Annotated in this window: 22 protein-coding genes, 1 tRNA gene, 1 other RNA gene and 1 pseudogene; 14 read left to right on the top strand and 11 right to left on the bottom strand. The window is 64.7% G+C overall.

Annotation, left to right across the window (positions count from 1 at the left end; genetic code table 11):
* The first annotated feature begins 89 nt into the window (after positions 1–89).
* Complete coding sequence (locus M1E17_RS03625; RefSeq protein WP_457967546.1) at positions 90–1,505, top strand: stealth family protein; 1,416 nt, start codon at positions 90–92, stop codon at positions 1,503–1,505.
* Between the two features lie 2 nt (positions 1,506–1,507).
* Here M1E17_RS03625 and M1E17_RS03620 read toward each other — a convergent pair whose 3' ends face one another.
* Together M1E17_RS03620 and M1E17_RS03615 are read right to left on the bottom strand one after the other, a co-directional pair.
* Positions 1,508–2,434 (bottom strand): phosphodiesterase, encoded by a 927-nt coding sequence (locus tag M1E17_RS03620; protein ID WP_457965525.1) that lies wholly within the window; start codon positions 2,432–2,434, stop codon positions 1,508–1,510.
* A 137-nt stretch (positions 2,435–2,571) separates the two neighbouring features.
* Positions 2,572–3,084, bottom strand: a complete 513-nt coding sequence (locus tag M1E17_RS03615) for a glutathione peroxidase (protein WP_457965524.1) — start codon at positions 3,082–3,084, stop codon at positions 2,572–2,574.
* Between the two features lie 211 nt (positions 3,085–3,295).
* Between M1E17_RS03615 and M1E17_RS03610 the strand changes: the two genes are divergently transcribed.
* Positions 3,296–3,919, top strand: a complete 624-nt coding sequence (locus M1E17_RS03610) for a hypothetical protein (RefSeq protein ID WP_457967973.1) — start codon at positions 3,296–3,298, stop codon at positions 3,917–3,919.
* A 95-nt stretch (positions 3,920–4,014) separates the two neighbouring features.
* Here M1E17_RS03610 and M1E17_RS03605 read toward each other — a convergent pair.
* A pseudogene (locus M1E17_RS03605) lies at positions 4,015–4,320 on the bottom strand (M23 family metallopeptidase); the annotation flags it as partial.
* Between M1E17_RS03605 and M1E17_RS03600 the strand changes: the two are divergent.
* Entirely contained in the window at positions 4,297–4,455 is a 159-nt protein-coding gene (locus tag M1E17_RS03600; RefSeq protein ID WP_457967972.1) for a hypothetical protein, read from the top strand. The pseudogene M1E17_RS03605 and the gene M1E17_RS03600 overlap by 24 nt on opposite strands.
* A 427-nt stretch (positions 4,456–4,882) precedes the next feature.
* Here M1E17_RS03600 and M1E17_RS03595 read toward each other — a convergent pair whose 3' ends face one another.
* Entirely contained in the window at positions 4,883–5,062 is a 180-nt protein-coding gene (locus tag M1E17_RS03595; protein ID WP_457965523.1) for a MarR family winged helix-turn-helix transcriptional regulator, read from the bottom strand.
* 170 nt (positions 5,063–5,232) lie between these two features.
* On the opposite strand from M1E17_RS03595, the gene M1E17_RS03590 reads away from it, so the two are divergent.
* Positions 5,233–6,210, top strand: a complete 978-nt coding sequence (locus M1E17_RS03590) for an oxygenase MpaB family protein (protein WP_457965522.1) — start codon at positions 5,233–5,235, stop codon at positions 6,208–6,210.
* 23 nt (positions 6,211–6,233) lie between these two features.
* On the opposite strand, the gene M1E17_RS03585 is transcribed toward M1E17_RS03590, so the two are convergent.
* Positions 6,234–6,321: transfer RNA gene (locus M1E17_RS03585), tRNA-Ser, on the bottom strand.
* 347 nt (positions 6,322–6,668) lie between these two features.
* Here M1E17_RS03585 and M1E17_RS03580 point away from each other — a divergent pair.
* The 5 genes from M1E17_RS03580 (at position 6,669) to M1E17_RS03560 (ending at position 11,891) form a co-directional block, all read left to right on the top strand.
* A complete protein-coding gene (locus M1E17_RS03580) occupies positions 6,669–6,992 on the top strand; it encodes a hypothetical protein (protein WP_457965520.1) in 324 nt (107 codons plus the stop codon).
* Positions 6,993–7,047: 55 nt separating this feature from the next.
* Positions 7,048–7,144, top strand: an RNA gene (ffs, locus tag M1E17_RS03575) — signal recognition particle sRNA small type.
* Between the two features lie 62 nt (positions 7,145–7,206).
* The gene (locus M1E17_RS03570) at positions 7,207–10,635 is read left to right on the top strand and encodes a DNA polymerase III subunit gamma and tau (RefSeq protein WP_457965519.1); all 3,429 of its coding nucleotides are present in this window, start codon (positions 7,207–7,209) and stop codon (positions 10,633–10,635) included.
* A gap of 45 nt (positions 10,636–10,680) precedes the next feature.
* Positions 10,681–11,280, top strand: coding sequence for a recombination mediator RecR (gene recR / locus M1E17_RS03565; RefSeq protein ID WP_457965518.1), 600 nt, complete (start codon positions 10,681–10,683; stop codon positions 11,278–11,280).
* A gap of 8 nt (positions 11,281–11,288) precedes the next feature.
* Positions 11,289–11,891 carry a GNAT family N-acetyltransferase gene (locus tag M1E17_RS03560; protein WP_457965517.1) on the top strand — a complete coding sequence of 201 codons (603 nt, stop codon included), beginning with the start codon at positions 11,289–11,291 and terminating at the stop codon, positions 11,889–11,891.
* On the opposite strand, the gene M1E17_RS03555 is transcribed toward M1E17_RS03560, so the two are convergent.
* From M1E17_RS03555 to M1E17_RS03545, 3 genes are all read right to left on the bottom strand, one after another.
* Positions 11,880–13,064, bottom strand: coding sequence for a hypothetical protein (locus tag M1E17_RS03555; protein ID WP_457965515.1), 1,185 nt, complete (start codon positions 13,062–13,064; stop codon positions 11,880–11,882). The two genes, M1E17_RS03560 and M1E17_RS03555, sit on opposite strands and share 12 nt — an antisense overlap.
* 104 nt (positions 13,065–13,168) lie before the next feature.
* Entirely contained in the window at positions 13,169–14,302 is a 1,134-nt protein-coding gene (locus tag M1E17_RS03550) for an ABC transporter permease (RefSeq protein WP_457965514.1), read from the bottom strand.
* Complete coding sequence (locus M1E17_RS03545; protein ID WP_457965513.1) at positions 14,299–15,270, bottom strand: ABC transporter ATP-binding protein; 972 nt, start codon at positions 15,268–15,270, stop codon at positions 14,299–14,301. Before M1E17_RS03545 ends, M1E17_RS03550 begins: the two co-directional genes overlap by 4 nt.
* Before the next feature lie 212 nt (positions 15,271–15,482).
* Between M1E17_RS03545 and M1E17_RS03540 the strand changes: the two genes are divergently transcribed.
* Positions 15,483–16,841 (top strand): aspartate kinase, encoded by a 1,359-nt coding sequence (locus M1E17_RS03540; RefSeq protein ID WP_457965512.1) that lies wholly within the window; start codon positions 15,483–15,485, stop codon positions 16,839–16,841.
* Between the two features lie 125 nt (positions 16,842–16,966).
* Here M1E17_RS03540 and M1E17_RS03535 read toward each other — a convergent pair whose 3' ends face one another.
* Together M1E17_RS03535 and M1E17_RS03530 are read right to left on the bottom strand one after the other, a co-directional pair.
* Positions 16,967–17,173, bottom strand: coding sequence for a hypothetical protein (locus tag M1E17_RS03535; protein ID WP_457965511.1), 207 nt, complete (start codon positions 17,171–17,173; stop codon positions 16,967–16,969).
* A gap of 132 nt (positions 17,174–17,305) precedes the next feature.
* Positions 17,306–17,548, bottom strand: coding sequence for a hypothetical protein (locus M1E17_RS03530; RefSeq protein ID WP_457965510.1), 243 nt, complete (start codon positions 17,546–17,548; stop codon positions 17,306–17,308).
* 78 nt (positions 17,549–17,626) lie between these two features.
* Between M1E17_RS03530 and M1E17_RS03525 the strand changes: the two genes are divergently transcribed.
* Genes M1E17_RS03525 through M1E17_RS03510 form a run of 4 tightly spaced genes read left to right on the top strand, consistent with a single transcriptional unit; the run spans position 17,627 to position 20,033 of the window.
* Positions 17,627–18,172 carry a MarR family winged helix-turn-helix transcriptional regulator gene (locus M1E17_RS03525; protein ID WP_457965509.1) on the top strand — a complete coding sequence of 182 codons (546 nt, stop codon included), beginning with the start codon at positions 17,627–17,629 and terminating at the stop codon, positions 18,170–18,172.
* 25 nt (positions 18,173–18,197) lie between these two features.
* Positions 18,198–18,758, top strand: coding sequence for a serine protease inhibitor (locus M1E17_RS03520; RefSeq protein WP_457965508.1), 561 nt, complete (start codon positions 18,198–18,200; stop codon positions 18,756–18,758).
* Positions 18,736–19,665, top strand: coding sequence for a 3-methyladenine DNA glycosylase (locus M1E17_RS03515; protein WP_457965506.1), 930 nt, complete (start codon positions 18,736–18,738; stop codon positions 19,663–19,665). Before M1E17_RS03520 ends, M1E17_RS03515 begins: the two co-directional genes overlap by 23 nt.
* On the top strand, positions 19,662–20,033 hold the full coding sequence (locus tag M1E17_RS03510) for a serine protease inhibitor (RefSeq protein ID WP_457965504.1): 372 nt from the start codon (positions 19,662–19,664) through the stop codon (positions 20,031–20,033). The genes M1E17_RS03515 and M1E17_RS03510 overlap by 4 nt, the downstream gene beginning before the upstream one ends.
* A 98-nt stretch (positions 20,034–20,131) precedes the next feature.
* Here M1E17_RS03510 and M1E17_RS03505 read toward each other — a convergent pair whose 3' ends face one another.
* Positions 20,132–23,344, bottom strand: a complete 3,213-nt coding sequence (locus M1E17_RS03505) for a S8 family serine peptidase (RefSeq protein ID WP_457965503.1) — start codon at positions 23,342–23,344, stop codon at positions 20,132–20,134.
* Positions 23,345–23,559 lie beyond the last annotated feature (215 nt).

The raw sequence follows: 23,559 nt of genomic DNA, 5'->3' as shown, positions 1-23,559 counted from the left end.
CGGAGGCGCGCCTCAAGCACCGCCCCGACGTCGTCCGGCATAAGGGCAGGTATGCCCTGATCAACCACAACCGGACGCCCTACCAGGCGATGGTGGAGGACTTGCTTTTCCTTCGCAACGTCCTCGCAGGCGCCGGCCTGGACTACCTCCTTGTCCGAGGCAACAGCGACCGCCCGGTGATCGCGCTTGATTGGAAGGACCGGAAGACGCTCCGGGATGCGCTGGTAAAGGCCTGCCGCAACGAGCCCGTCTATTCGATGACGGTGGATGCCAAAAAGAAGTCCTTTGTCCTCGTTGCCGACGGCGAGCTCTCGCCCAACCGGCAGGCGCGCATCTTCCGCCTGTACCGCCCGCGCGTGGAGCCCGACGGCGGCTTCGAGTTTGGATCCTCGGCCGGTGTCCAGGTGGAGCTGTGGAGCTTTGAGGGCAACCAGGTGATCCTGCCGATCGAAAATTCCCTGACCCGGCGGACCATGCTCAGCCAGGACGCGGTCCGCGGAACTGTGGAACGTTACGGCCACACGTGGCCCACCATCGAGAACATGTTCGCTGACCACGCCAGCGACATCAGCTTCGACATCGACCTCGTGTTTTCCTGGGTGGATGGCAGCTCGCCCGAATATATCGCTGCCCGTCGCGCGCAGCAGCAGGGCGTGGTGCTCGGCGAAGGCGATGACCACGAGGCACGCTTCCGGCAGATCGACGAACTCAAGTACGCCCTGCGCTCCGTGTACATGTTTGCGCCGTGGATCCGGCGGATCTTTATTGCCACGGACTCACCCGCACCTGCCTGGCTCGCGGAACACCCGGCCGTGACGATTGTGCGCAGCGAGGAATTCTTCTCCGACCCCTCGGTGCTGCCCACGCACAACTCACAGGCCGTGGAATGCCAGCTGCACAACATCGAAGGGCTGTCTGAGCACTTCCTGTACTCCAACGACGACATGTTCTTTGGCCGGCCCGTCAGCCCGGACATGTTTTTCACCCCGGGTGGCATCACCAAGTTCGTCGAGGCCGAAACCCGAATCGGGCTCGGCGACAACGACGCCGAGCGCAGCGGGTTCGAGAACGCGGCCCGGGTCAACCGCAAGTTGCTGTGGAACAGGTTCGGCCGCATCACCACCCGTCACCTGGAACACACTGCCGCACCGCTGAGGCGCAGCGTGGTGTCACAGATGGAACGCGAGTTTCCGGAGGAGTTCAGGAAGACGGCCGCCAGCCGTTTCCGGGCCGCCGACAACATCTCCGTCACCAACTCGCTCTACCACTACTACGCCCTGCTCACCGGACAGGCCGTGACCCAAACAGCGGCGAAGGTGCGCTACGTGGACACCACCATGCGTGCAGGGTTGAACTACCTGCCGAAGCTTTTGGCCAAGCGGAACATGGACTTCTTCTGCCTCAATGACGGAAGCTTCCCCGAAGTCCCTGCGGACGAACGGGCGGAGCTGGTGACGGATTTCCTGGAGAAGTACTTCCCCATCAAGGCACCTTGGGAAATCTGAGCCTAACCGGCTGACCTGACCCCCACCTTGGTGCCCCTGGGTTTTGCCTTGTCCGGGATGCGGACGCCTGCTGCAGCTAACCGCTCGGCCGTCCCTTCCGGCGTAACGTACTCCCCCACGGTGGGCGTGCTGCCCAGCGGGACCACCGAGTGCACGATGGTGTGCTCATATACGTGCACGAGGTTGAACGCCTGCCCGCCGTCGCGCCCACGGGTGCCGCCGACCGGAACGTTGAGGTCCTGGGTGTAGCAGGTGGCGGAAGCTACCGAGACGGGGATGCCGGCAAAGCTCGCAGTAGTGGAGTAGTGCAGGTGCCCGGCCAGGATGGTCCGGACGTCCGAATTGCGCACAACGGCTTCGAGGTTCGCCTGGTCCCGCAGCTCCACCAGCACGGACAGGTCCAGGACAGACGGGACGGGCGGGTGGTGCAGCGCCAGGATGGTGCCGTCAGGGGCAGGGGTGTCCAGCTCATTGGCCAGCCACTCCAGCTGCGCTTCGTCGAGCTCACCGTGATGGAACCCTGGCACCGAGGTGTCCATAGTGATGACGCGAAGGCCGTTGATGAAGTAGCTGTGGTCCACCGGGGCGTCGCTTCCGGGCTGGTCCAGCAGCGCGGTGCGGAAGTTTGCCCGGTTGTCGTGGTTTCCCATGGCCCAGATAACCTTGGCACCGAGTTCCTCGCAGGCGGGATCCACGATGGCCCTGAGTTTCACGTAGGCTTCGGGATCACCCTTGTCCGCCAGGTCTCCTGTGAAAATCACAGCCTCAGGTTGGGCTCCGGAAGCCCGCACTTCATCAAAAAGCTGGATGAGTTTGGCTTCGCTGTCTATGGCGCCGTATAGGGGGTTCGGACCTCCCATCAGATGGGGATCGCTCAGGTGGAGTAGGAAGTGGCGTGGCCGGGGGTGTTCGGCCTCGATGTGCTCCATTGCTGCCTCTGTGGTCGGTGGGAAACGGCGTTTCCCTTCTACCTATCAGTTATCTTTATCCAATCAGACATTTGGCAAACTTTGGGTAAATTGCCGCGGCCGAGTTGAAAAAAGGTAAAAGAATTACCCTCGGCTTTTTATGCAGACGGCCTATCCGGCAACGCAGACCCGAGGGCCTTCTCGATCGTGTCGATGACCTCCGCGGAGTCCGGCTCGACGGCGGGGGCGAAGCGGGCCACCACCTCGCCGTCGCGGTTGACCAGGAACTTCTCGAAGTTCCATTTCACCAGCCCGGGCAGAACGCCGGACTTGAACTTGGTGAGTTCGGCGTAGAGCGGGTGCTGGTCCTTGCCCCGGACATTCGCCTTTTCCGTCAGGGGGAAGGTGACGCCAAAGTTCCGCTGGCAGAACTCTGCAATCTCGGCGTCGCTGGCTGGTTCCTGGCCTGCGAACTGGTTGCAGGGGACCCCCAAAATCGCGAAGCCCCGGTCCTGGAACTTTTCGTAGAGGGTCTCAAGGCCTGCGTACTGGGCCGTGAAGCCGCACTTCGAGGCGACGTTAACCACCATCACCACGTCCCCCTTGAACCGGCCGAAGTCAGTTGAGGTGCCATCGTTGAGGGTGAGGGGAATGGAGTACAGGGATGTCACGGGCGGTCCTCGAAAAGTTGGTGATGCCGGAGATTCTTGCCAACTTAAGCGTACGGTGCCACGCTGAACGTTTCCTGTCAGGGTGTTTCCTGTCAGGGCGGTCCTTTTCTTATCAAACTGCTTCTTTTCGGGTCAGGGAGCGGCGCTGACCGTTGCAGTTGCTGTTTCCGGGGCAATCGCCGCTGTTTCGGCCTCCCTCGAGGCCAACTCCGTGGCTGAAGGTTCGGTAGCTGGCGGGGGTGCTGGCGGAAGGGCCGGTGTCGGCAATGGATCAGCCGGGGTACCGGGAGCCACGGCAGCCGTTTCTGGCGGCGGCGCCGGGTCCGCCATGGTGGCCGCAGCTGTGGGCGCAGGCTCGGAGGTCACAGCGAGGGTGGGCGGGCCAGCCGGCGTTGATGTGGCGGACGCAGAGTCCGACGGCACAGGAGCGGTGGGGCTGGCAGTCTCGGTCGGGCTCGCAGTACCCGAAGGCGTGGCAGTCTCCGTCGGGCTCGCAGTACCCGAAGGCGTGGCAGTCTCCGTCGGGCTCGCAGTACCCGAAGGCGTGGCCGTCTCCGTCGGGCTCGCAGTACCCGAAGGCGTGTCCGTAGCTGTTGGTGTAGGCGATCCGCTGGGAGCCGGCGTCGATGCGGCGGGCGGCTGGGCAGGTTCGGCGTCGGCAGTGGGCGCAGGTGGAGCTGTGCTTTGGTCCGGCGTGGGCGCCACGGTCAGTTCGTTCTCGCCGCCCAGGACCGTGTGGCTGTGGTCGGAGGCGGCGGGGATCGCCCAGTTGTTCGTCCGGGCGGAAGCAGGCGTACTATCGGCAAAGCTGATCATGGCAATGGCAGCCAGCTGATCCACTTGGCTGATGGGGATGAGCCTCCAATTGAGCGGACTGGTATGCCTGCCATGCAGGATCGTCTCGAAATGCAGGTGGCAGCCGGTGGACCATCCGGTGGTTCCCACCCGGGCGATCACCTGGCCCACCTGCACAGAGTCACCCGCCTGCACGCCAATGGCTTCCAGGTGGTTGTAGGTGGTGATAAGACCGTTGCCATGATCGATCTCTACTCGGTTGCCGCCGCCCCACGGGTGCCAGCCCGCGGCGCGCACCGCGCCCGAATCCGAGGCATAGACCCTGGTGCCGCAGGGGGCTGCATAGTCCTGGCCGAGGTGGAAGTCACCGCCTGCTCCGGTGAGGGGGCTGACACGGTGGCCAAAGGGTGAACTCGAATGGAGGATTTCAAGGGGCGCCATAAGGAATCCCTGCGGCGGCCGTGGAAGTCCGGCGGAGGCGACATTGAGCTGGGGCAGGCCGTCTCTTGGAACTGCCCTGACAATGGTCCGGCTAAAGGGAACCAGGGCCCTGGCATCAGCCACGAAGCCGCCTGACAGGCCGGTCAGGTCCGATTGACCGGCTGTTCCTGTCCAAGGCGCTTCCGTCCCGCCCCCTGGTGGCAAGGCATGGTGGGCCTGGCCGGGGGCCAAGCCACCAGGAACGGGGCCAACACTGCCAGCTGCGGTGCCGCCGTCGTTCCGGCCCGGCAAAGGGAGGCCGGCGGCAAAAAGGGCCATTGCCACAACCGCTGAGGCAGCCAGTGCCCGCACGGCAATGGCACACGCGCCCGCAGATTCCTTCTCGCGGCCGGACCCCCAGTGACTACCCACTACATTGACTCCCCGATCGTCCCGTCAGACCCCAAATCCGGCCGGGCGTGTTCTCCCTCCCATGGGAACACATGGCCAGTGGCCTGGGAACCCCGCTTCTGATTTACTGCGGATTTTGTGGATAACCGTGCGGGCCAGTGTCAGGCCGGATTCAACCCAGGTTTTCCTTCAGGAGGGTGCGATGAACGGCCGCGGCAGCGGTATCAAGCGTGCGTCCAGCCTCGGTCAGTTCAAGGTAGAGGGAACGACGGTCCTCCTCGCAGGCCTTGCGGATGAGCAGGCCGGCTTTTTGAAGGCGGTCCACAACTTTGGACATGGCGCTCTGGGTCATGGGGTGCGCTCCCCAGCTGCTTCATCCGGCAGGCCGATTCGACGCTGTCGGCCACGCCGTCGCCATGTCCCCGAGCCTGTAGCTGCCGGCCATATCTGACGCGCGGAAGCAGCTGCCTACGGCTGCAGCCCTGGCGGTACGCAGCTGAGGGAGTGCGCAACAATGGGAATATGCGCAACATCCTCAGGGAGTGGCAGGGCGAGCTGAAAAAGGCGTTCACCGGCAGCGCCGACGCCCTGCCCGATTGGGTTCCGCGGCTGGCGGAAGGGGACGACGCCGGATATCACCAGCCGGGTTCTGCCGTGTGGGCTGTGCACGGGTCGATGCCAACCATTGTTGCCGGAATCCGGACGCTGCTGATGCAGGCGCTTCACCCTGGTGCATTGGCGGGGGTCCACGAGCATTCAAATTTCCGGGAGGATCCGCTGGGGCGGCTGGCCCGGACCATCCGATGGATCTTTACTGTCACCTACGGATCCACGGCTGCGGCCCAGGAAGCTTCAGCCAGGCTCCGCCGCCTCCACGAGCCCGTCCAAGGTACCTACCTCGACGGGCAGGGACGCCCGCGGAGCTATTCCGCCAATGATCCTGACCTGGCCCGCTGGGTACACATCGCTTTTATGGACGCTTTTCTCTCTGCCCACAAAATCTGGGGCGGCCCCATCCCCGGCGGGCCGGACGCGTACGTCCGCGAGTGGGCACAGGCAGGACGGCTGATGGGGGTGGAGGATCCGCCGTTGACAGAAGCGGAGATGCGCCGGCAACTGGACCGCTACAACAGGGAGCTTCGTGCGGACGGCAGAGTCAGCGAAACGGTGGCGTTTATCCGCTACCCGCCGCTGCATCCACTCCTGCGGCCCGGCTACCGGATCATGTTCGCAGGGGCCGTTTACAGCCTGGAGCCCGCCTATCGCCGGATGCTGGGGCTCAGGAACCCGCGGCTGGGTCCGCTCCCGCTGCCAGTGAAGCTGGCAACGAAGGTGACGCTCGGCGTCGTACATCTGGCACTGGGACGGAAGGGCCCCAGCGAGCTCGCCGCCCTGCAAAGGCTGCGGCGACTTGGCTACATCACCGAGGATTCTACAAAGACCCACTCGTCAGGGGCGTCAATAATTACTTCATTGAGGAATGCAAAAACCCGGCCCTGACAATGTCAGAGCCGGGTTTTTGATGGCGGAGAATGGGGGATTTGAACCCCCGAGGGCGTTAACCCAACACGCGTTCCAGGCGTGCGCCATAGGCCGCTAGGCGAATTCTCCAGCTGCTTCTGAATCAAAAGCAGATACTAGAATACCTGAACATCGCAGCATCGCCCAATTGAGCCGGGGCTGAGGCGGCGGCAGCGGGCCCGGCCGGACTTAGAGCCCGGGTGCGGCGGGCGCTTTAACGCCAAAATGGACGCCCCCAACGCGCCCATTCCACCGGTACACGTTGAGCTGCCGGGTCCGGCCCCACCAGCCAGGCCCCGCAGCTCACAATCTGGAGATTGCCCCAATCGTTGTACATACCCATGATCGTGCCTGCGGGCCAGATAAGCAATGAAAATTGCCATCCTCGAACACCCTGAACCCGGGACTCAGGGCAGCTTTCTTGGCACCATGGACTCATGACTGCGCTTCACGCCTTGGTGGTTTACGTCCCGGCCTCCCATACGGGCGCTGTTCTGGCTGCCCTGGGTGACGCCGGGGCCGGCAGGATCGGGAACTACTCGCACTGTTCCTTCGTCACTGCCGGGACCGGCCGCTTCATGCCGCTCGAAGGCGCCGCTCCCTTCATTGGGAGGGTGGGCAGCCCCACCACCGTGGCCGAGGACCGGATCGAATGCGTAGTTGAGGCCACAAAGCTCGACGCCGCAGTGCTGGCTTTACGTGATGCCCACCCCTATGAGGAACCAGCGTTTATGAGCTGGCCCGTGGACGGGTGGCGTTAGCCCTGCGGTCAGGCTGCCCGGTTCGAGGCACCCCAAAACGTCGGGTAAACTTGCTGACGGCCCCTCATGTGGCGTCATCCTGTTGAACTCCCCCAGGACCGGAAGGTAGCAAGGGTAAGCGGGCTCTGGCGGGTGCATGGGGGGTCTTTACTATTCCCCCACAGGGCCCGGCGAGGAGCCCTGATTGTCAGCCCGGATTGGTAGGGTTTTCTCTGTGACTGTTACAACCGCCCTTTACCGCAGATACCGTCCTGACTCCTTTGCAGACGTTATCGGGCAGGAACACGTCACCGAGCCCCTGATGACGGCCCTGCGCAAAAACCGCGTCAACCATGCCTACCTTTTCTCAGGCCCCCGCGGCTGCGGCAAGACCACGTCCGCCCGCATCCTGGCCCGCTGCCTCAACTGCGCCCAGGGCCCCACGGACACTCCGTGCGGCACCTGCGCCAGCTGCATCGAACTGGCCCGCGGCGGTTCCGGTTCCCTTGACGTCATCGAGATCGATGCCGCCAGCCATGGCGGTGTGGACGACGCGCGGGACCTTCGCGAACGTGCCACGTATGCCCCCGTCCGGGACCGCTACAAGATCTTCATCATCGACGAAGCCCACATGGTCACCTCCGCCGGCTTCAACGCCCTGCTCAAGATCGTGGAAGAACCGCCGGAGCACATCAAGTTCATCTTCGCCACCACGGAGCCTGACAAGGTCATCGGCACCATCCGTTCCCGCACCCATCACTACCCCTTCCGCCTGGTGCCGCCGGAACCGCTGATGGCATACCTGGAACTGCTGTGCCGGCAGGAGAACGTGCCAGTTGCCCCCGGAGTCCTGTCCCTGGTGATCCGCGCCGGCGGCGGGTCCGTCCGTGACTCCCTCTCGGTGCTGGATCAGCTCATGGCCGGCGCCGGTCCCACTGGCCTGGATTACGAGCTCGCGGTCGCCCTGCTCGGCTACACCCACGCTTCCCTGCTGGACGACGTTGTGGAGGCCGTCGCAGCTTCCGATGCCGCCACAGTGTTCCGGGCGGTGGACCGGGTCATCCAGACCGGCCATGATCCGCGCCGATTTGTCGAGGACCTGCTGGAACGCTTCCGCGATCTCATCATCGTTCAGGCCATGCCTGAAAGTGCTCAGACCATCCTGCGCGGCATGCCCACGGACCAGATCGCCCGCCTGCAGAACCAGGCCCACAACCTGGGCGCGGCAGAACTTTCGCGCGCCGCGGACGTCACCAACACGGCACTGACCGAAATGACCGGGGCCACGTCACCGCGCCTGCACCTGGAACTTCTCTGCGCCCGTATCCTGCTGCCCAGTTCCGAACAGACTGAACGCGGCATCGCCGCCAGGATCGACCGCGTGGAGCGGCGGCTCAACTATGCAGGAAACGACGCCGGTGCTCCCGCCGCTGCCATCGCGGCACCGAGGCCGGAATCAGCCTCGGCGGCTGTGCCTGTAACGCAGGCTGACCCAGCCGGCCCTCGTCAGCGCCGCCCTGAACGGCCGGAGGCTGTTTCATCCGCCGCCGCACCGCTGCGGCGTGAGCTGCCGACGGAATCCCCCGTTTCCGAGCCGACGCCTGCTGTGCCGGCGGAGCCGCGAGGGCAGGCCGCCGGGGCCGGGCAGGCAGAACCGGGTGCGCAGGCGGAACCGGGCCAGCCGCTGACCCCGCCGCGCGTCACTACTGCCGACTGGCCCAGGGAGGAACGGGCGGATGGACGACAAACCGCTCCGGTCAACAGGCATGCCGCCCAGTCGCCTCAGGAGGCAGCGCAGGCGGCAGGAGCACCAGGACCCGCGCCGGCCCCTCATCCCCTGCCGGCCCATGAACCTGTGCCCGCCACTAGTGGCGCGCCCGTCCCTTCTGCAGGGCCCGTCCATACTGCAGGGCCGGTCCAAAGTGGCGGTCCGGTCCAAAGTGGCGGCCCGGTCCAAAGTGGCGGTCCGGTCCAAAATGCCAGACCTGCCGGGCGGGAACCAGAACCAGCAGCATCCCCACGGCCTCCGGCACCAAGCAGTGCAAGCTCCTCAGGCGACGTGGAAGTGCTCCGCCGTGCCTGGCCCGAGATCCTTCAGGCACTGTCCAAGATCAAGCGCAGCACCTGGGCGCTGGTGGAGCCCAACGCCCAGGTAGGCGCCTTTGATGGCCAGGTCCTCACGCTGGCCTTCACCACCACCGGCCTTGCCGGCGCGTTCGGCCGGGCCGATCATTCCGACAACCTTCGCCAGGCAATCCACAAGACCGTTGGCATCGACTGCCAGATCACCGCAGTCGCCGGCACCGCCAACAGTCCAGTGAGCTCTGAGCCAAACCCAAAAGCACCCGCTAGCCCGGAGGCCCAGGCCACGTCCGCGGACGTTGCCTGGGGACTGGCCCCTGCCCCCAGTCCCGCTGCCGCGCCTGCACAGCAACCAGCCGGCCCGGTTCCCGGACCCACGCCGGGCCAGAACGCAACCCCGTCGCAGTCCGCCGTACAGTCCCCGGGGGAGTCCCAAGCCGAGTCCCCGGCGGAGTCCCCGGAACGGGAGCCAGCGAAGTCACCGCCGCAGGATGCTGTGCCGGGCAACGCACGCCCCGTGCTTCCGGAACCATCCCGGGACGAACCAACCCGGGACGAACCAACCCGGGACGATCCAGCCCCCTCAGCAGGGCACTCTGGGGCTCAGGCCGTGCACACCGGCACAGAAGCCTCCTCGGCTCCGGGTTGGCCGGCTCCCGCCGCCGAACCAGGGCTGAGCACTGAGGGCACGTACTCGTATTCTGACGACGACTGGGGTCCACCGCGGGACGAGGACGCGCCGCCATTGGATGAGGAACCGCCCATGGACTGGGCACCCCCGGCCCCCGTTGACTCCCAGCAGGGGCTTGGCTCCCAGCAGGGGCACGCCCCCGTTCCCGCTGCCGCCTCACAGCCTGCAAAGAATCGGGCGGAGACCACCCCGCGCTCCGGCGGCAGGAAACCGGCTTCGTCGTCAGAAGCATCGAAGCCTGACACGTCGCACGATCCGTGGACCCGTGCTGTCGAGCAGGCACCGGGCATCTGGGTCACGGGTGCAGAGAGCAACGTCGGCAAAAGCCCTGCCCCCGCCGACCCGGCAATTCCAGAGGCCGCCCCGGCGCCGTCCTACGAGCCTGCCGCGGCCCAAGTCCCCGGCCCTGCTGCCGTCCGGGCTAATCCGGAAGCGGAGGCCAGTTGGGGTCTGTCACCAGAACCAGTGGCGTCCCCCACTGCCACCACCATTCCGGCCTCAGCACCGGCTGCGCCAGAGCCGGTGACGGAACCCCGACGGGAACCTGTTGATGCGGCACCTATCTATGCGGAGCCCGTTTATGCCATGGCCTCGTCGGCACCCGCCGCCGCCCCGCAGGCAGCACCTGCAACATCGCCGGCGGCGGCCGCTGCCCGGCAAAGCCTGTACCAGCGGCTTTCCAACAGTCCCGAAGCCGAGGCCGGCCGGGCCAAGGCGCCGGCCCGGGTGGTAGCGGCGAGCGCTACCTATGTCCAGGACATTCCCAGCTCGGACGATGAAACCATCGAAGAATCGGGCGTCTTTGGGCGTGCTGCGGTGGAGCGTATTCTGGGCGGAAAGCTGATCGAAGAGCGCTCCCCTGACGGTAGCCCGCTTCCACCGCGGTTCTGACCGCACTGATCCACCGACCATCCAAACCGATTAAAAGAGGGAAACGTGTACGAAGGTGCGGTCCAGGAGCTGATTGACGAGCTCGGACGCCTTCCCGGTGTTGGCCCCAAGTCTGCGCAGCGTCTTGCATTCCATATCCTTGAAGCCGATCCGCAGGACATGAAGCGGCTGGTGGATGCCATCACCACGGTGAAGGAGCGGGTGAAGTTCTGCTCTGCCTGCGGCAACGTTACGGAGCAGGAGCTGTGCAACATCTGCCGTGACCCCCGGCGCGATCCTTCAGTTATCTGCGTCGTGGAGGAGTCCAAAGACGTCCTTGCGGTGGAACGCACCCGCTCATTCCGTGGCCGGTACCACGTGCTCGGCGGAGCCATCAATCCCATCGCCGGCGTGGGCCCGGAGCAACTGCGGATCCGCGAACTTCTCACGCGGCTCAATGACGGCGCCATCCAGGAAGTCATCATCGCCACCGATCCCAACCTGGAGGGCGAGGCGACGGCCACGTACCTGGCCCGCATGCTGAAGTCGATCGGGATAGTGGTTACCCGCCTGGCTTCCGGGCTGCCCGTCGGCGGGGATCTGGAATACGCAGACGAAGTCACCCTTGGCCGGGCTTTCGAAGGCCGCCGCAACGCACTGACCTAACGGGAGGCATGATGAGCACGGCCGGCACCGCACCAATTGAGACTGAACGCCTCACACTGCGCCTGCTGACCCCTGCTGACGCCGCTGCCGTTCACAGTTTCCGCGGGGATGAAGCCGTGACACGCTTTCTGTCCCACGGGCCCCTGACAGCCGAAGAGAACCGTGTGCGGCTGGAGGAGGTAGTGGAGCGTGCTGCCGTGTCCACGCATGAGTGGTTTCACTACGGCTGGGCCATTACTCTTCGGGAAACCGGCCAGCTCATCGGCGACGGGAGGACCTGGAACAGTGCGGGTTCACCGGCACGCGGAACGTTAACTCCCGGCCGCCTCCCCTCGCATCAGGCGTCGCTGGGTTACGTCCTGCACCCCCATTACCAGGGCCGGGGATACGGCCGCGAGGCTGCAGGTGCACTCGTGCAGTGGCTTTTCCGGGAGCTTGGCGTCAGCACTGTCTTCGCCGGAGTCTATGAACCGAATACTGCATCGATTAGGTTGCTCCGGCATCTGGGTTTTACCCGGGACGGCTACGTCGCCCCGGAGCTGGACAAATTCGGCAAAGGCTTCCCTTCGCTGATGTTCAGGCTGGACAACCCCGGCGCTTCATCCGGCTGAGGCCTCCCCCTGGTCCACTCTCTCCGAATTCACCCGGCGACGGGCGGCATGATGGCCGGCAGCCAGGAGCCCAACGGCGAGCCCACCCTGTATGGCCAGGCCCATCGCCACCAAAGGGGTTTGGAAGGAGCCGGCAGCCTTCGGCTCGGAATTGACGCACGGGACCTGGGTTCCGTCGGCTGTCGCCTGCAGGGCCATGGGAAACCAGCCCAAGACACCGGGGCCACCGAGAGCGGAAGTGTAGTCGGGGTAGGCGTCGGAGCCGCCGTCTGCGCCCGCAGCCACCATAACGAAAATCATCATCGGATTGGGAGCGGCCAGCCACATAATCCGTTCCGTGTGGAAGACCTCGGCTACACCCACAATCTCCGCTGCACAGTCGTAAGCCACCGGAACGCCGTCAGGACCCCGTTCTATGTTCAGCACCACCGTCACCGGTTCTTCTGACCGGACTGCAGGAAATAAAGCCCACACGGCGGCAAGGTTCCCGAGCACCAGCCACCAGGCCAGTGCCCAGGCAGCCGTGTCCGCAGCACGGGAACGCCCGAGCCACGCCGAGATGCCGGCCGCAAGGGCGCCGAATACGGCGAACTCGAGAAGGGCCAACCCTGCGGCTGCCACCGCAAGCCCGCCTGGGGCGCCCACAACACCGGCGTGAACGAGCAGGACAACCAGTGCCAGCACCGCAAAGACGAAGCCGCGGGCCGCCGTCGCGAAGAAATCCGCCAGGGGGCTCCGGCTGGCGTGGCCGGGCCGTTCCATGCCATCGAATGAGGAGATACCCCGGCGCCCCCAATGCACAGCCAGCAGGGCAGCGGCCGGGGCCATAAAGGCCGAGGCCAGAATGTAGGTCCAGAGCTGGCTTTCCTCCGGGAATGGATCCTCCTGGACAGTCCTGACCCCGATAACAGCCGCGGCCGCGAGCCAGGCACCAAACACAACAATTACCGTAGAGCCCCAGAACCGGACCGTCCTGATGGAACGCAGCCAGTCGTCCGCGGCCTGCCTTAGCGCCACCCGGGTGGCGCTAAGCTGCCGCGGTGGCCGGCCGGCGTCGTCCCCGTCTTCCTGCGGCTCATTGATCCAGCCCCCGCCGATGGGTTCGTAGAACGGTTCTTCGTGGAACGGTTCCGGAGCCGGCCGCATGGCAGCCTGGTGGTCATCTTCGGGCATCGTTCCAGCCTCCATCCCTGGACAGGCCCAGCCACCCGAGATCCGGCAGCACCGCCGGCTCCTACAATCGTGATCCGCTGTGGCAGGCCTGTCCAGAGGAGAAGCTAGGCGATCCGCGTGCCCCGCGCCAGCTTGCGTGCGGGAGTGCGCAGTGAACGCCACCCCAGCCACATCAGGAGCCCGGCGAACAACAGCTGCAGGCCAAGGCCAAGGGGCCACAACGGGGCGGACTGCGCCAAATACCGGGGCTTGGGCTCCCCGTTGGCGCAGGGAAATGTCCACTCCGGGCCGGCCATGGCGTGCCGAGCCCCCTGGCTGATCGATTCAATGGCTCCAACAGCTGAATAGCCGAACGGGCTCACGCTACGGTCCGGATAGGGAATCGCGTCGGCCACCACCACGTACGGATTCATGGCCAGCAGCCAGGCGATGCGTTCGGTGTGCATGGTGGAACGTTCCCGGAGCGGCCCGGAACACGTGTATTCAGGTTCTGCCGGATCCGGTGCCGGCTGGCTGAACCCGCTGTACTGGGCCTCGTTTGCCATGACGGTGCCATGGGTCAGGCCGGTGCCCAGCCCAAAGGAAATCAGGGTGCCGAAGACCAGCCCCGCCACCGCGAGGTAGGTCACCACAATGGAAAACAATGGACGCCCGGCCAGGGCCGAGATTCCCACGCCCACGGCGCAGACAACGCCCACTTCCAGCGTGAGCATCAAGAGCGCCACGAAGACGTGGCCAGGCGTCATCCCTCCAAGTGCCACGCCGATGACCAGGAAAGGTGCGCTGGATACCAGGAACGCCAGCGCCGCAAGCCAGGCGGCGAAAAATTTCCCCCACAGGATCTGCCCTGGCTGCAGCAGTGTCACCTGCAGGATCGCCAGGGTTCCGCCGGCGCGGTCGCCGTTGACGGCGTTGGCTGACAACGCCGGCGCCACCAGCAGCGCGAACAGGAGGACAAAGGCCAAAACCACTTCGAAGATCATGGAACCAGGGCCAGTGGCCTCGGGAGCGAAGTCCGAATAGGCGCGCTGGGCTGCCTGGTTGGCACTCCAGCTGGCCCAGGTCAGCCAGGTCACCAGGCCGGTGAGGACAAACCAGATGGACAGCATGATGTACCAGCCCCGCGAGCGCAGGCGCTGTTTCAGTTCAAGGACCACCACGTCCCTGATTCCGGCGAGGTAGCCTCCGGCGGCATGTGGCCCAGATGGCTGGTGCTGTGTTTCGGTCAGCTGGCTCATCGGCGTTCCCCTTCAAGGCTCATGTACGTCTCTTCCAGGGCACCTGAGGCGGGGGCAAAGGAGCTCACTCCCACGCCTGCCAGCACGAGGTCCCGCAGAAGGCGCGCGGCGTCGTCGTCGTTCATCAGCATGAGGCTGACGGCCTGCCGGCGTCCGTCCTCAACCCGGAACGCAAGGCCCAGGCTGGTGAGCTTGGCTGCCAGGGCAGCCCCGTCCGACGCGGAAATGGCGTAACGGCGCCCGGAGGCTGCAGCCTCTTCGATGGTCTGCTGCCTGACGGTGCGGCCGTTGTTGACGAAGACGGCGCCGTCGGCAATTTCATCAAGTTCGCTCAGGACGTGGGAGGAGACCACCACGGCGGTTCCTTCGGCTGCAAGCTGGCGCAGCATGACCCGGAGTTCCACCCGTGACCCCGGGTCCAGGCCCGATGCCGGCTCATCAAGGAGGAGGACAGAGGGCTCGTGAATCAGGGCACGCGCCAGGCTGAGCCGCTGCTGCTGGCCGCGGGACAGGACACGCGCCGGCTGGTCCGCCAGGTCGGTGAGCCGGACCCGCTCCAGCATCGCCGAAACACGCTGGGCGATTCCTGCGGCCGGAAGCCGGTAGAAGCGGGCCATCTGCGTCAGGATTTCGCGGGCCGTGAGGGACTCCCACACGCCCAGGGTGTCCGGCATCCACCCGATCCTGCTCCGTACCTCCGACCGATGGTGCCGGGGATCAAGCCCGCCCACGCTGACGGTTCCGGAATCCGGCGCCAGCAGGGACGCCAGCATCAGGAGCAATGTTGTTTTTCCAGCCCCGTTGGGACCGATCAGGGCCGTCACTTTTCCCGCGGGGGCATGGAAGTCCATGTGCTCGACGGCGTGTACAGCGCCAAAGCTTCGGCTTACCCCGCTGGCTGTGATGCCCCCTTGCTGCCCGCTGTCCGGCTGGCCCGGCCTGCCCTTCGTGTGCTGATCTGCTGTCATTTTCCGCGCACCTGTCCCCCAAGTCTGTGAATGCATACTGACTATAGGATCGTACGCCTGCACTGTGCCCTCCCGGGTCCTCCGACAGGATGGGATTGGGTCACAATTCAACGGCGGACGGCAGGCAAAGATAAACTGGGCATACAAGCTACGCCGTTGCGCCTCAATGCGGCTGGCCTCCAAAACTCCGATTGATCCGTGAAGGTACGCGCATGAGTACGCCCACTACCGAAGTGCACACCGCAGTCCAGCCACAAAAGGGGCCCGACGGCGGTGCAGTCACCAAACAGCTGATTGTCCAGAAGTTCGGCGGATCATCCGTGTCCGACGCCGAGGGAATCAAGCGGGTCGCCAGGCGCGTGGTGGATGCCCAGCAGGCCGGCAACGAAGTTGTGGTGGTGGTATCCGCCATGGGTGACACCACTGACGAACTGCTGGATCTGGCCGCCCAGGTGACCGATTCTGCCCCTGCACGCGAAATGGACATGCTCCTCTCGGCCGGGGAACGCATCTCCATGGCACTGCTGGCCATGGCCATTAACAAGTTCGGTGCATCGGCGCAGTCCTTTACGGGATCGCAGGCCGGCATGATCACGGACGGAATCCACGGCAAGGCCAGGATCATCGATGTGGACCCGCACCGCATCCGTACCTCACTGGACAAGGGGCACATAGCAATCGTTGCCGGCTTCCAGGGCATGAGCCGGTCCACCAACGAAATCACCACCCTGGGCCGGGGCGGCTCCGACACCACCGCCGTTGCCTTGGCAGCCGCGCTGGACGCTGACGTCTGCGAAATCTACACCGACGTTGACGGCATCTACACTGCTGACCCGCGTGTGGTCCCCTCTGCCCAGAAGATCGACACGATCTCCAGCGAGGAAATGCTGGAACTGGCCGCCTCCGGTGCCAAGATCCTGCACCTCCGGTGCGTTGAGTACGCGCGCCGTTTCGGTGTGCCGCTCCATGTACGGTCCTCATTCAGCCAGCACGAAGGCACCTGGGTTATCCCCAGCGCCGAAGACAAGATCACCACTCAAGAGGGAGTTGCCTTGGAGCAGCCAATCATCTCCGGCGTTGCACATGACCGTTCCGAAGCCAAGGTCACCGTGGTGGGCGTACCGGACATCCCGGGCAAGGCCGCGGCGATCTTCCAGGTCATCGCTGATGCCCATTCAAACATCGACATGATCGTCCAGAACGTGTCCACCCACGGCACCGGCCGGACGGACATTTCCTTTACGCTGCCCATCGTCGAAGGGGCGGACGCACTGAAGGCGCTGAAGACAGCACAGCCCGACATCGGATTCGAGAACATCGAATACAACGAGCAGATCGGAAAGCTGTCGCTCATCGGCGCCGGCATGCGCTCGCACCCGGGTGTCTCCGCTACGTTCTTCAAGGCTCTGTCCGCAGCGGGAATCAACATCAACATGATCTCCACCTCCGAGATCCGGATCTCCGTGGTGACGCACGCGGACCTTCTGGACGACGCCGTCCGCGCCATCCACAAGGCCTTTGACCTGGACAGCGACGACGAAGCCACCGTTTACGGCGGCACCGGCCGCTAGGCCGGGACGCCCGGCACTGGAGGCGGCGCCCCCTGGGCAAAGCCACCCGACTCACAACGAAAGCCGCCCCGCACATCGAACTGTGCGGGGCGGCTTTTTCCGTCAGCGTTCTTCAGGTGAGGTCTTCAGGTGAGATCTTCGCGCCGGACTGCGTAATGGTGGCCGTGGGAATCGGTCTCCACTTCGAAGTGGGAGAGTTCCTCGTCTGAGGCCTGCTCGAACGCATCATGCTTGTGCACAACAGGTTCGTCGATGTCGAGGCGCGTCGCCGGGCCAAAGATGAACCGGAGCCGTTCAGTCAGGTTCATAAAACCACTGATTACATGTGCCATTATTTCCACCCCCTTCCCACGCTCCCCAGGAAGAGCCGCAGGACCATTGCCCGCGAAAGGAGCAACGGCCCCAACTGGAGCCAGTGCCCTTATTTTACGCCCGGAGCGGGGAAAAGGCCCCTGCCGGCGGGCTCAGCGGAGGGACTTGTCCTCCGGGTTTTTGGGTACGACGTAGGTGCTGCCATCGGGCCGGCGCAACGTTTCCCACTGCTGGCTTTCGACTTCGCGCTGCTGCAGCAGTTTGCGGTTCTCCTCAGTCATGTCGTGAGACAGGGAACTGCGGTTGGCCGGGCCGAAGATGGCCCTGAGTTTTCCGGTTGCCCGCATGAACCGCTGCGAAGCGTTGTCTTTGTCAGCCGGCTTGCCCTTGCCCATCTTGACTCCTTGGAGAGAACGAATTGCTGATACCAAGTGTACGCTAATCATTACTGCACTAACTATTGGAGGCCCGTGATGTCCACCGCACCGTCCCAGCTCAGGAAGCAGAACCGGGAACAACAGCCGGACGATGACCTGCTGCTGCTGGAGCACCAGCTCTGTTTCGCCCTCACTGTTGCCTCCCGCAGCGTGGTGGGCGCCTACAAGCCGGTCCTTGAGAAGCTGGGCCTGACGCATCCGCAGTATCTGGTGATGCTCTGCCTCTGGGAGTCCAGCCCCCGCACCGTGCGTAACATCAGTGATGCCCTGGCGCAGGAGCCGGCAACAATCTCCCCGCTGCTCCGCCGGCTCGAGGCCGCTGGCCTCCTCACACGGCACCGCATGGATGGAAACGAACGCGCCCTGGCCGTGGACCTGACCCCTGCTGGAGCAAGGCTGCGGGACCAGGCCCTCGCCGTGCCCGGCACCATGATGGAGCGGCTGGGGCTTACGCGCGAACAGGTGGGCCAACTGCACGCCTCAATGATGGGCCTGATCGCGGCGACTTCAGGAGCGACCAGCGCAGGGACCAGCGAAGAGACCAGCGCAGGGACCAACGAGCGGCCCGAAATACGGCAGTAGAATGGCAGCGATCGAGGAGGCCGATATGCGTAAATTGCTGACCCAGGTGGCGGCCCTGCTGCTGGCGGCAGGGCTCATTCCCGCCTGCTCGGCTGCGGACACCGGCGCTCCCGCCTCCACCCCGCCGGCCGCAAGCTCCCCCACCACTTCCGGAGCTGCCACCACGCCCGCCCCGGACACCGAAACCTCCGTCCCGGCTCCGGCGCCGTCTGCCTCACGCACCCCTACAGCAGGACCGGGAGTCGGCAACGCCGAACTGGCCATCACGGTCAGGCCCTCGGAGACGGAACCTGCCGTCAATTACACGCTCGTATGCCAGGACGGGGTCCCGGCAGCTGAAAGCAAGCACCCGTCAGCCGAAGCGGCCTGTGAGGCCATCAAGAACAACGCCGCCGTGCTCAGCCCGTCCGCCCAGGGCAAGGACCAGGCGTGTACTGAGCAATATGGCGGGCCGCAAGAGGCCATTGTCACCGGAATCGTTGACGACACGCCTGTTGATGCCACCTTCGCCCGCAGGAACGGCTGCGAGATCAGCGCCTGGGACGCTGCCCGGGACATACTGGGTGCCACTGGTGGAGCAGCTTAGCCTGCTGACGGACGGCGAGTGGCAGGTGCGCCAGGCAGCGTACCAGGAACGGGTCCGCCGCTATGCCGATCCCTACCTTGCCCGCCGTTCAGCGGGGCAGAAGCACCCGGTTGAAGATTTTCTCTTCACCTACTACACCCAGAAGCCTGGCCAGCTGCTGCGCTGGCACCCGGGCGCCGGCGTCGTCCTCACCGGCGCCCAGGCGGCTGCCCGCAGCAGCTGGAAACACTACAGAATGCTCGACGACGGCGAACTCGCCTCCCTGGGGATGCCTTCCGGCAGCACGGCGGTCACCGTTGACACCCCCGCCTTTCTGGAGGACCGGCACCAGGCAGTCACCTTCGCCGGGATCATTCTCCGCGGAACGGCGGCCCGACCTGCCCAGTTCGGCTGCTTCGGCCTGCATGAATGGGCCATGGTCTACCGCCAGGACAAGTTCGACCTGCGGCACGAGTACCTGAACCTGAGGCTGGGCTCCGCCGGCACGGACAAGGTAGTGGAGGACAACCGGATCCGCTGCTCCCATTTTGATGCCTTCCGCTTCTACACCCCCGACGCCAAGCCGCTGAACGAGCTCGAGCCCAGCCGGGAAAAGCAGCGGGATCTGGAACAGCCCGGCTGCCTGCACGCCAACATGGATCTGTACAAGTGGGCCTACAAGCTGGTGCCGGCGCTTCCCAGCGAGCTGGTGATGGACTGTTTTGAACTGTCGTGGCGGATACGTGCCATGGATATGCAGGCCTCCCCCTACGATCTGGCCGAGTGGGGTTACCCTCCCATCCGGATCGAAACAGCCGAGGGTAAAGCCGCCTACATGGAGAACCAGCGGGGCTTTGCTGCTGAAGCCGCCGCCCTCCGCGAGCGGCTCGCAGTGAAACTGGCCCCGCTTTCCGGAGGACCAGCATGATGGCGCCCGGTGACGGAGTGGCAGCTACAAACCTGACCATCAGGCTCACCGAACAGCCAGGTTCCAGCGAGTACGTCTTCCGCCTGGTTGCCGAGGACGGCCACCCTGCAGCGGGGTCGAACCTGCCCGATCCGGAGGCAGCGCTTGCAGCTGTGGAACAGTTCGGCGAGGACATTTTCTTTCCGAAGCCCGGCCCGCCCAGGTTATGCACCCAGCAGTACGGCGGACCCCAGGTGGCCGTGGTGACGGGAACTTTTCGTGGCCGTCCCGTCAGTGCTCAGTTCCGACGCACTGACGGCTGCGAGATCGCCCGGTGGAAGGCGATGGCCCCGCTGTTGGGCGGAAGCCCTGGCTCTTATCAGACGTAGAGGGCACAGACGTAGCGGGCAGCTGCCGCCAGCGCGCACAAGAAAAGCGCCGCCGGATCGTTGTGAGCCGGCGGCGCCTCTAGCGTTAAGGATTATGGCTAGATATCCATGTCCCTGATCCCGGAAGTTTCGGAAACCTCCTGCTTTTTCTTGTCCTTCCTGACCTTTTCCTTCATTTCTTCTTGGTCGGGCTTTGCAGGATCATCAGCCTGTTCGTCAGCCGGAACCACCCCCGCGGTGCCCGGTGTCACAACCACCGAGACGAAGGTGGGCGTGCTGGAACCGGCAAAGCTGACCCGGCCAATGTACGAACCTTCGGCCAGGTCCTTCCAGGCCAGCGACAGGACGCCGGACTGGCCGTTTCCAAGCCGCAGCGGGTTCGGGGACACGGTGGCATTTCCTACATTCGCCCCCAGCACTGCGGCATCCACCGACGCCTTGGTGGGCTGGCCGTTGGAACTGGCGTAGAGATTCACGTAGATCGTGTAGACACCCGGGGCGGGGTTTGGCACGGATATGGATTCGCTGGCCGAAGCCGTCTGCGCCAGCAGGACCTGGCCCGCGGGGTTGAAGACCACCATGTCGAAGTCCGCCTCCTCGGTGGAGGAAAAGACGGAGAATTTGGCCAGCGGCGTTCCGGCGGGCACGGTGACCTCCTTGGCAAAGTTCGATGCGTTGGTCTCCAGTGCCAACGGTCCGGGAACCAGCTCAATCGCCGAGGAATCGGCCTTCGACAGTCCGTCCAGCGTGACGTTGACAGGTGTGTTCGTACCGGAAACCACCGGGATCGCGCCCTGACCGGTTCCGCCCTCCGACGTGAAGGCCAGGTTGGAAGGAGCCACCACGGACTGCGGCCGGACCGCAATAGGTGATGTGATGTTCTTCCCGGCGCCTTGCCAGACCAGGCTTCCCATGGCGAACTGCCCCAGGGCCGCTCCGGTGTTTTCGAACTTGACCTTGAAAGTGCGCTTTTCGCCCGCGGCCTCGAAGTTGAGGACCGACGGCGTCACGCTCACCTTAACCCCCGGTACATTGGCCTGGGCGCGGTAGAGCCCGGGCGTCAGCGCCGTGACAGTGCGGGTAACCTCCGTCTTGCCGGTGAGGGTTCCCAGCGCGAACGAGGCAATATTCATGTCCCGCGGTGCGGTGGTTCCCAAGTCCGGAATGCCAAGGTCCAGGCCAGTTCCCTGGATGAACCTGAGGTAGTCGTCCCCGGTATTGTCGTAGACCAGGCCGGGATCCAACACCCTTGCCACGTCCACCTGGCCCGCACCGGTGGCAAACACATCGCTGTTCCGGGAGCCGTCCGCATTTTTGACATCGCCGGCCGTGGTCATCATGGCTGACTTGACCGTGGCCGGGGACCAGCCGGGGTTCTTGGCGAGGACCAGGGCGCCAAAGCCTGCCACGTGCGGCGCCGCCATGGATGTTCCGGACATCATGCCAAACTGGTCACCGCCGGAGCCTATGGGAGACACGCCGGCCAGGACGGCCACACCGGGCGCTGCAACATCAGGCTTGAGAAGGTCCGAGCCGGTGGCAAGGAGGGGTCCCCGTGAAGAGAAACCTGCAACCTGCGGCTGAGGTGCCGCCGGAAGCCCGGTGGTGTCCTTGTTGACGAGGGCAACCTTGATGGCCGGATTCGCGGTGATCTTGTTCTTGATCTCCTGTGTCGCAGGAGGATTCACGTGCACGGTAGGGACGGAATGGCGGTCCAGGTCCTCCGAGGAGGTGGCCAGGTTGACCAGGATCATGCCGACGCCGCCCGCCCGCTGAACCTCCGCGCTCTTGGCAACCCGGTCAATGACACCCCTGTCACAGACCACTATCTTCCCGGCGACTTTGGCGGGGTCCAGCACGTTCGGGCCGCAGAGTACAGGGTTGGCTGCCCCGGCGGCCGCAGCGTCAACAGCCAGCACAGCATTGCTGGCGGGAACAGGGTTGGCCATCAGGCTGGCGCCGCGGAACTTGCTGCCGTCTTCGAATTCAACCGTGCCCTGGAGTTCAGTGGAAAACGAACTTGCGGCCACCGTCGTCAGCCATGGTGCGCCGTGGTTGACCGTGCTGGCGGCGGGACCGGAGTTTCCCGCCGAGCCGGCAACGAAGATGCCGGCTGATGCCGCCGAGAGAAAGGCAAGGGAGACAGGATCCGTGGTGGTGGAGGTGCTGCCGGAGATGGAGTAGTTGAGGACATCCACACCGTCCAGGATGGCCTGGTTGATCGCAGCCACAGATGCGGAGCTGTAGCAGCCGCCGGTGTCAGGGTTATCGTCCTCCCAGCAGACTTTGTACACCGAAAGCTTTGCAGCAGGAGCAACGCCGCTGGTGATGCCCATGTCGGTCGCGCCAAGGTTGGTCTTGACGTTGGCGTTGCCTACTGCAGTACTGGCTGTGTGCGTGCCGTGGCTGCCCACATCAACCGGTGAGATGAGTTCCTCCGGGGCGCGGTGTTCCGGTGCAACATACTTCTTGAAGTCATCCGCAAAGTAGCGGGCGCTCAAAACCTTCGAGTTGCAGGCACTCCCGTCGAACGCCGCCCCCGTGCCCTCACCCTTCTGGCATTCGCCCACGAAAGTATCGCCGTCGGACTTCAGCATGGCAATCTTGCCCTCTCCCGTCCGGTAGGGAACCCCCACCTGGGCCTGACCGGTGAGCGGCTGTACGTCCTGGCCGGCGAAGAACGGGTTGGAGGGTGTGTAGCCGGAGTCGATGACACCAACCACAACGCCCTTGCCGGCATTCTCCTGGCCGCCAAAGACGGTGTTCCAGCTGCCGTTGGGCCCGCTGAGCTTGAGGAAGTCGGTGGTGGAATAGTCCGGGGCGTTCTCAGTGTCCGGGGCAACAAGCAGTACGGCTGGATCCTTTGCGAGCTTCACGGCCTGCCCGGCAGTAAGGTCGGCTGAGAATCCGTTGATCGCCGCGGTGTACTTCCGCTTGATCTGGACGTTTTCGCCCGCGGCTACCTCGTTCTGCTTCGCCTCGAGGTGTGCCTGGTACTGCTGGACCTCGGGCCGCCCGGCATCCAGCTTTCGGCCGCTTTCAGGCTTGGTGGCGGCCAGGCCAGGTGTACCGCCGTCATACGTGGCAGCGGGTTTCCCGGCAAGCACAACGATGTACCGCCCTGCCTGGTAGTCATCCGGATTGATGTTCTTTGCCGTTATTGCTGCACCTGGATGACTACCAGGCTGGCCGGTAGCCGCGGTAGCGGGGCTCAGCGCCAAAGAGACAAGGAGGAACGGCAATCCGACGGCGAGCGCCGCCGCTTTCCGGAACCCCCGGCCCCTGCTGGGGCTCTTTCCAGTTGATTTCACGAGCGGGTACACCTTTCACGAGGTACGGGCCCGGCGATGTGGCCGGCCTGAACGGCCGGAAACGGCAGCAGCATTACAGATCTTGTAACCCGGCGAGACCAGCCGAATCAAACAGTACAGACTGATAGATGAATATGACATAGGCAGCTAACCATGTTTTATTTTTTGTCATATCGCATGTTGCTGGCCGCGAAAAGGGCACAGAAAACGGGCGC

Source organism: Arthrobacter sp. D1-29 (genome assembly GCF_054130585.1).
Note: the sequence above shows the minus strand (reverse complement) of the source record. Positions and strands in the feature narration are given on the sequence as shown.

What these genes read in the sequence shown, in the direction of transcription:
- M1E17_RS03590 (WP_457965522.1), top strand. Translation starts at nt 5,233, where the DNA reads ATGCGCAACATCCTCAGGGAGTGGCAGGGCGAGCTGAAAAAGGCGTTC.
- M1E17_RS03595 (WP_457965523.1), bottom strand. Translation starts at nt 5,062, where the DNA reads ATGACCCAGAGCGCCATGTCCAAAGTTGTGGACCGCCTTCAAAAAGCC.
- M1E17_RS03560 (WP_457965517.1), top strand. Translation starts at nt 11,289, where the DNA reads ATGATGAGCACGGCCGGCACCGCACCAATTGAGACTGAACGCCTCACA.
- M1E17_RS03600 (WP_457967972.1), top strand. Translation starts at nt 4,297, where the DNA reads ATGGAGGATTTCAAGGGGCGCCATAAGGAATCCCTGCGGCGGCCGTGG.
- M1E17_RS03530 (WP_457965510.1), bottom strand. Translation starts at nt 17,548, where the DNA reads ATGGGCAAGGGCAAGCCGGCTGACAAAGACAACGCTTCGCAGCGGTTC.
- M1E17_RS03540 (WP_457965512.1), top strand. Translation starts at nt 15,483, where the DNA reads ATGAGTACGCCCACTACCGAAGTGCACACCGCAGTCCAGCCACAAAAG.
- M1E17_RS03580 (WP_457965520.1), top strand. Translation starts at nt 6,669, where the DNA reads ATGACTGCGCTTCACGCCTTGGTGGTTTACGTCCCGGCCTCCCATACG.
- M1E17_RS03535 (WP_457965511.1), bottom strand. Translation starts at nt 17,173, where the DNA reads ATGGCACATGTAATCAGTGGTTTTATGAACCTGACTGAACGGCTCCGG.
- M1E17_RS03545 (WP_457965513.1), bottom strand. Translation starts at nt 15,270, where the DNA reads ATGACAGCAGATCAGCACACGAAGGGCAGGCCGGGCCAGCCGGACAGC.
- M1E17_RS03510 (WP_457965504.1), top strand. Translation starts at nt 19,662, where the DNA reads ATGATGGCGCCCGGTGACGGAGTGGCAGCTACAAACCTGACCATCAGG.
- M1E17_RS03525 (WP_457965509.1), top strand. Translation starts at nt 17,627, where the DNA reads ATGTCCACCGCACCGTCCCAGCTCAGGAAGCAGAACCGGGAACAACAG.
- M1E17_RS03520 (WP_457965508.1), top strand. Translation starts at nt 18,198, where the DNA reads ATGCGTAAATTGCTGACCCAGGTGGCGGCCCTGCTGCTGGCGGCAGGG.
- M1E17_RS03620 (WP_457965525.1), bottom strand. Translation starts at nt 2,434, where the DNA reads ATGGAGCACATCGAGGCCGAACACCCCCGGCCACGCCACTTCCTACTC.
- M1E17_RS03555 (WP_457965515.1), bottom strand. Translation starts at nt 13,064, where the DNA reads ATGCCCGAAGATGACCACCAGGCTGCCATGCGGCCGGCTCCGGAACCG.
- M1E17_RS03550 (WP_457965514.1), bottom strand. Translation starts at nt 14,302, where the DNA reads ATGAGCCAGCTGACCGAAACACAGCACCAGCCATCTGGGCCACATGCC.
- M1E17_RS03625 (WP_457967546.1), top strand. Translation starts at nt 90, where the DNA reads ATGGTGGAGGACTTGCTTTTCCTTCGCAACGTCCTCGCAGGCGCCGGC.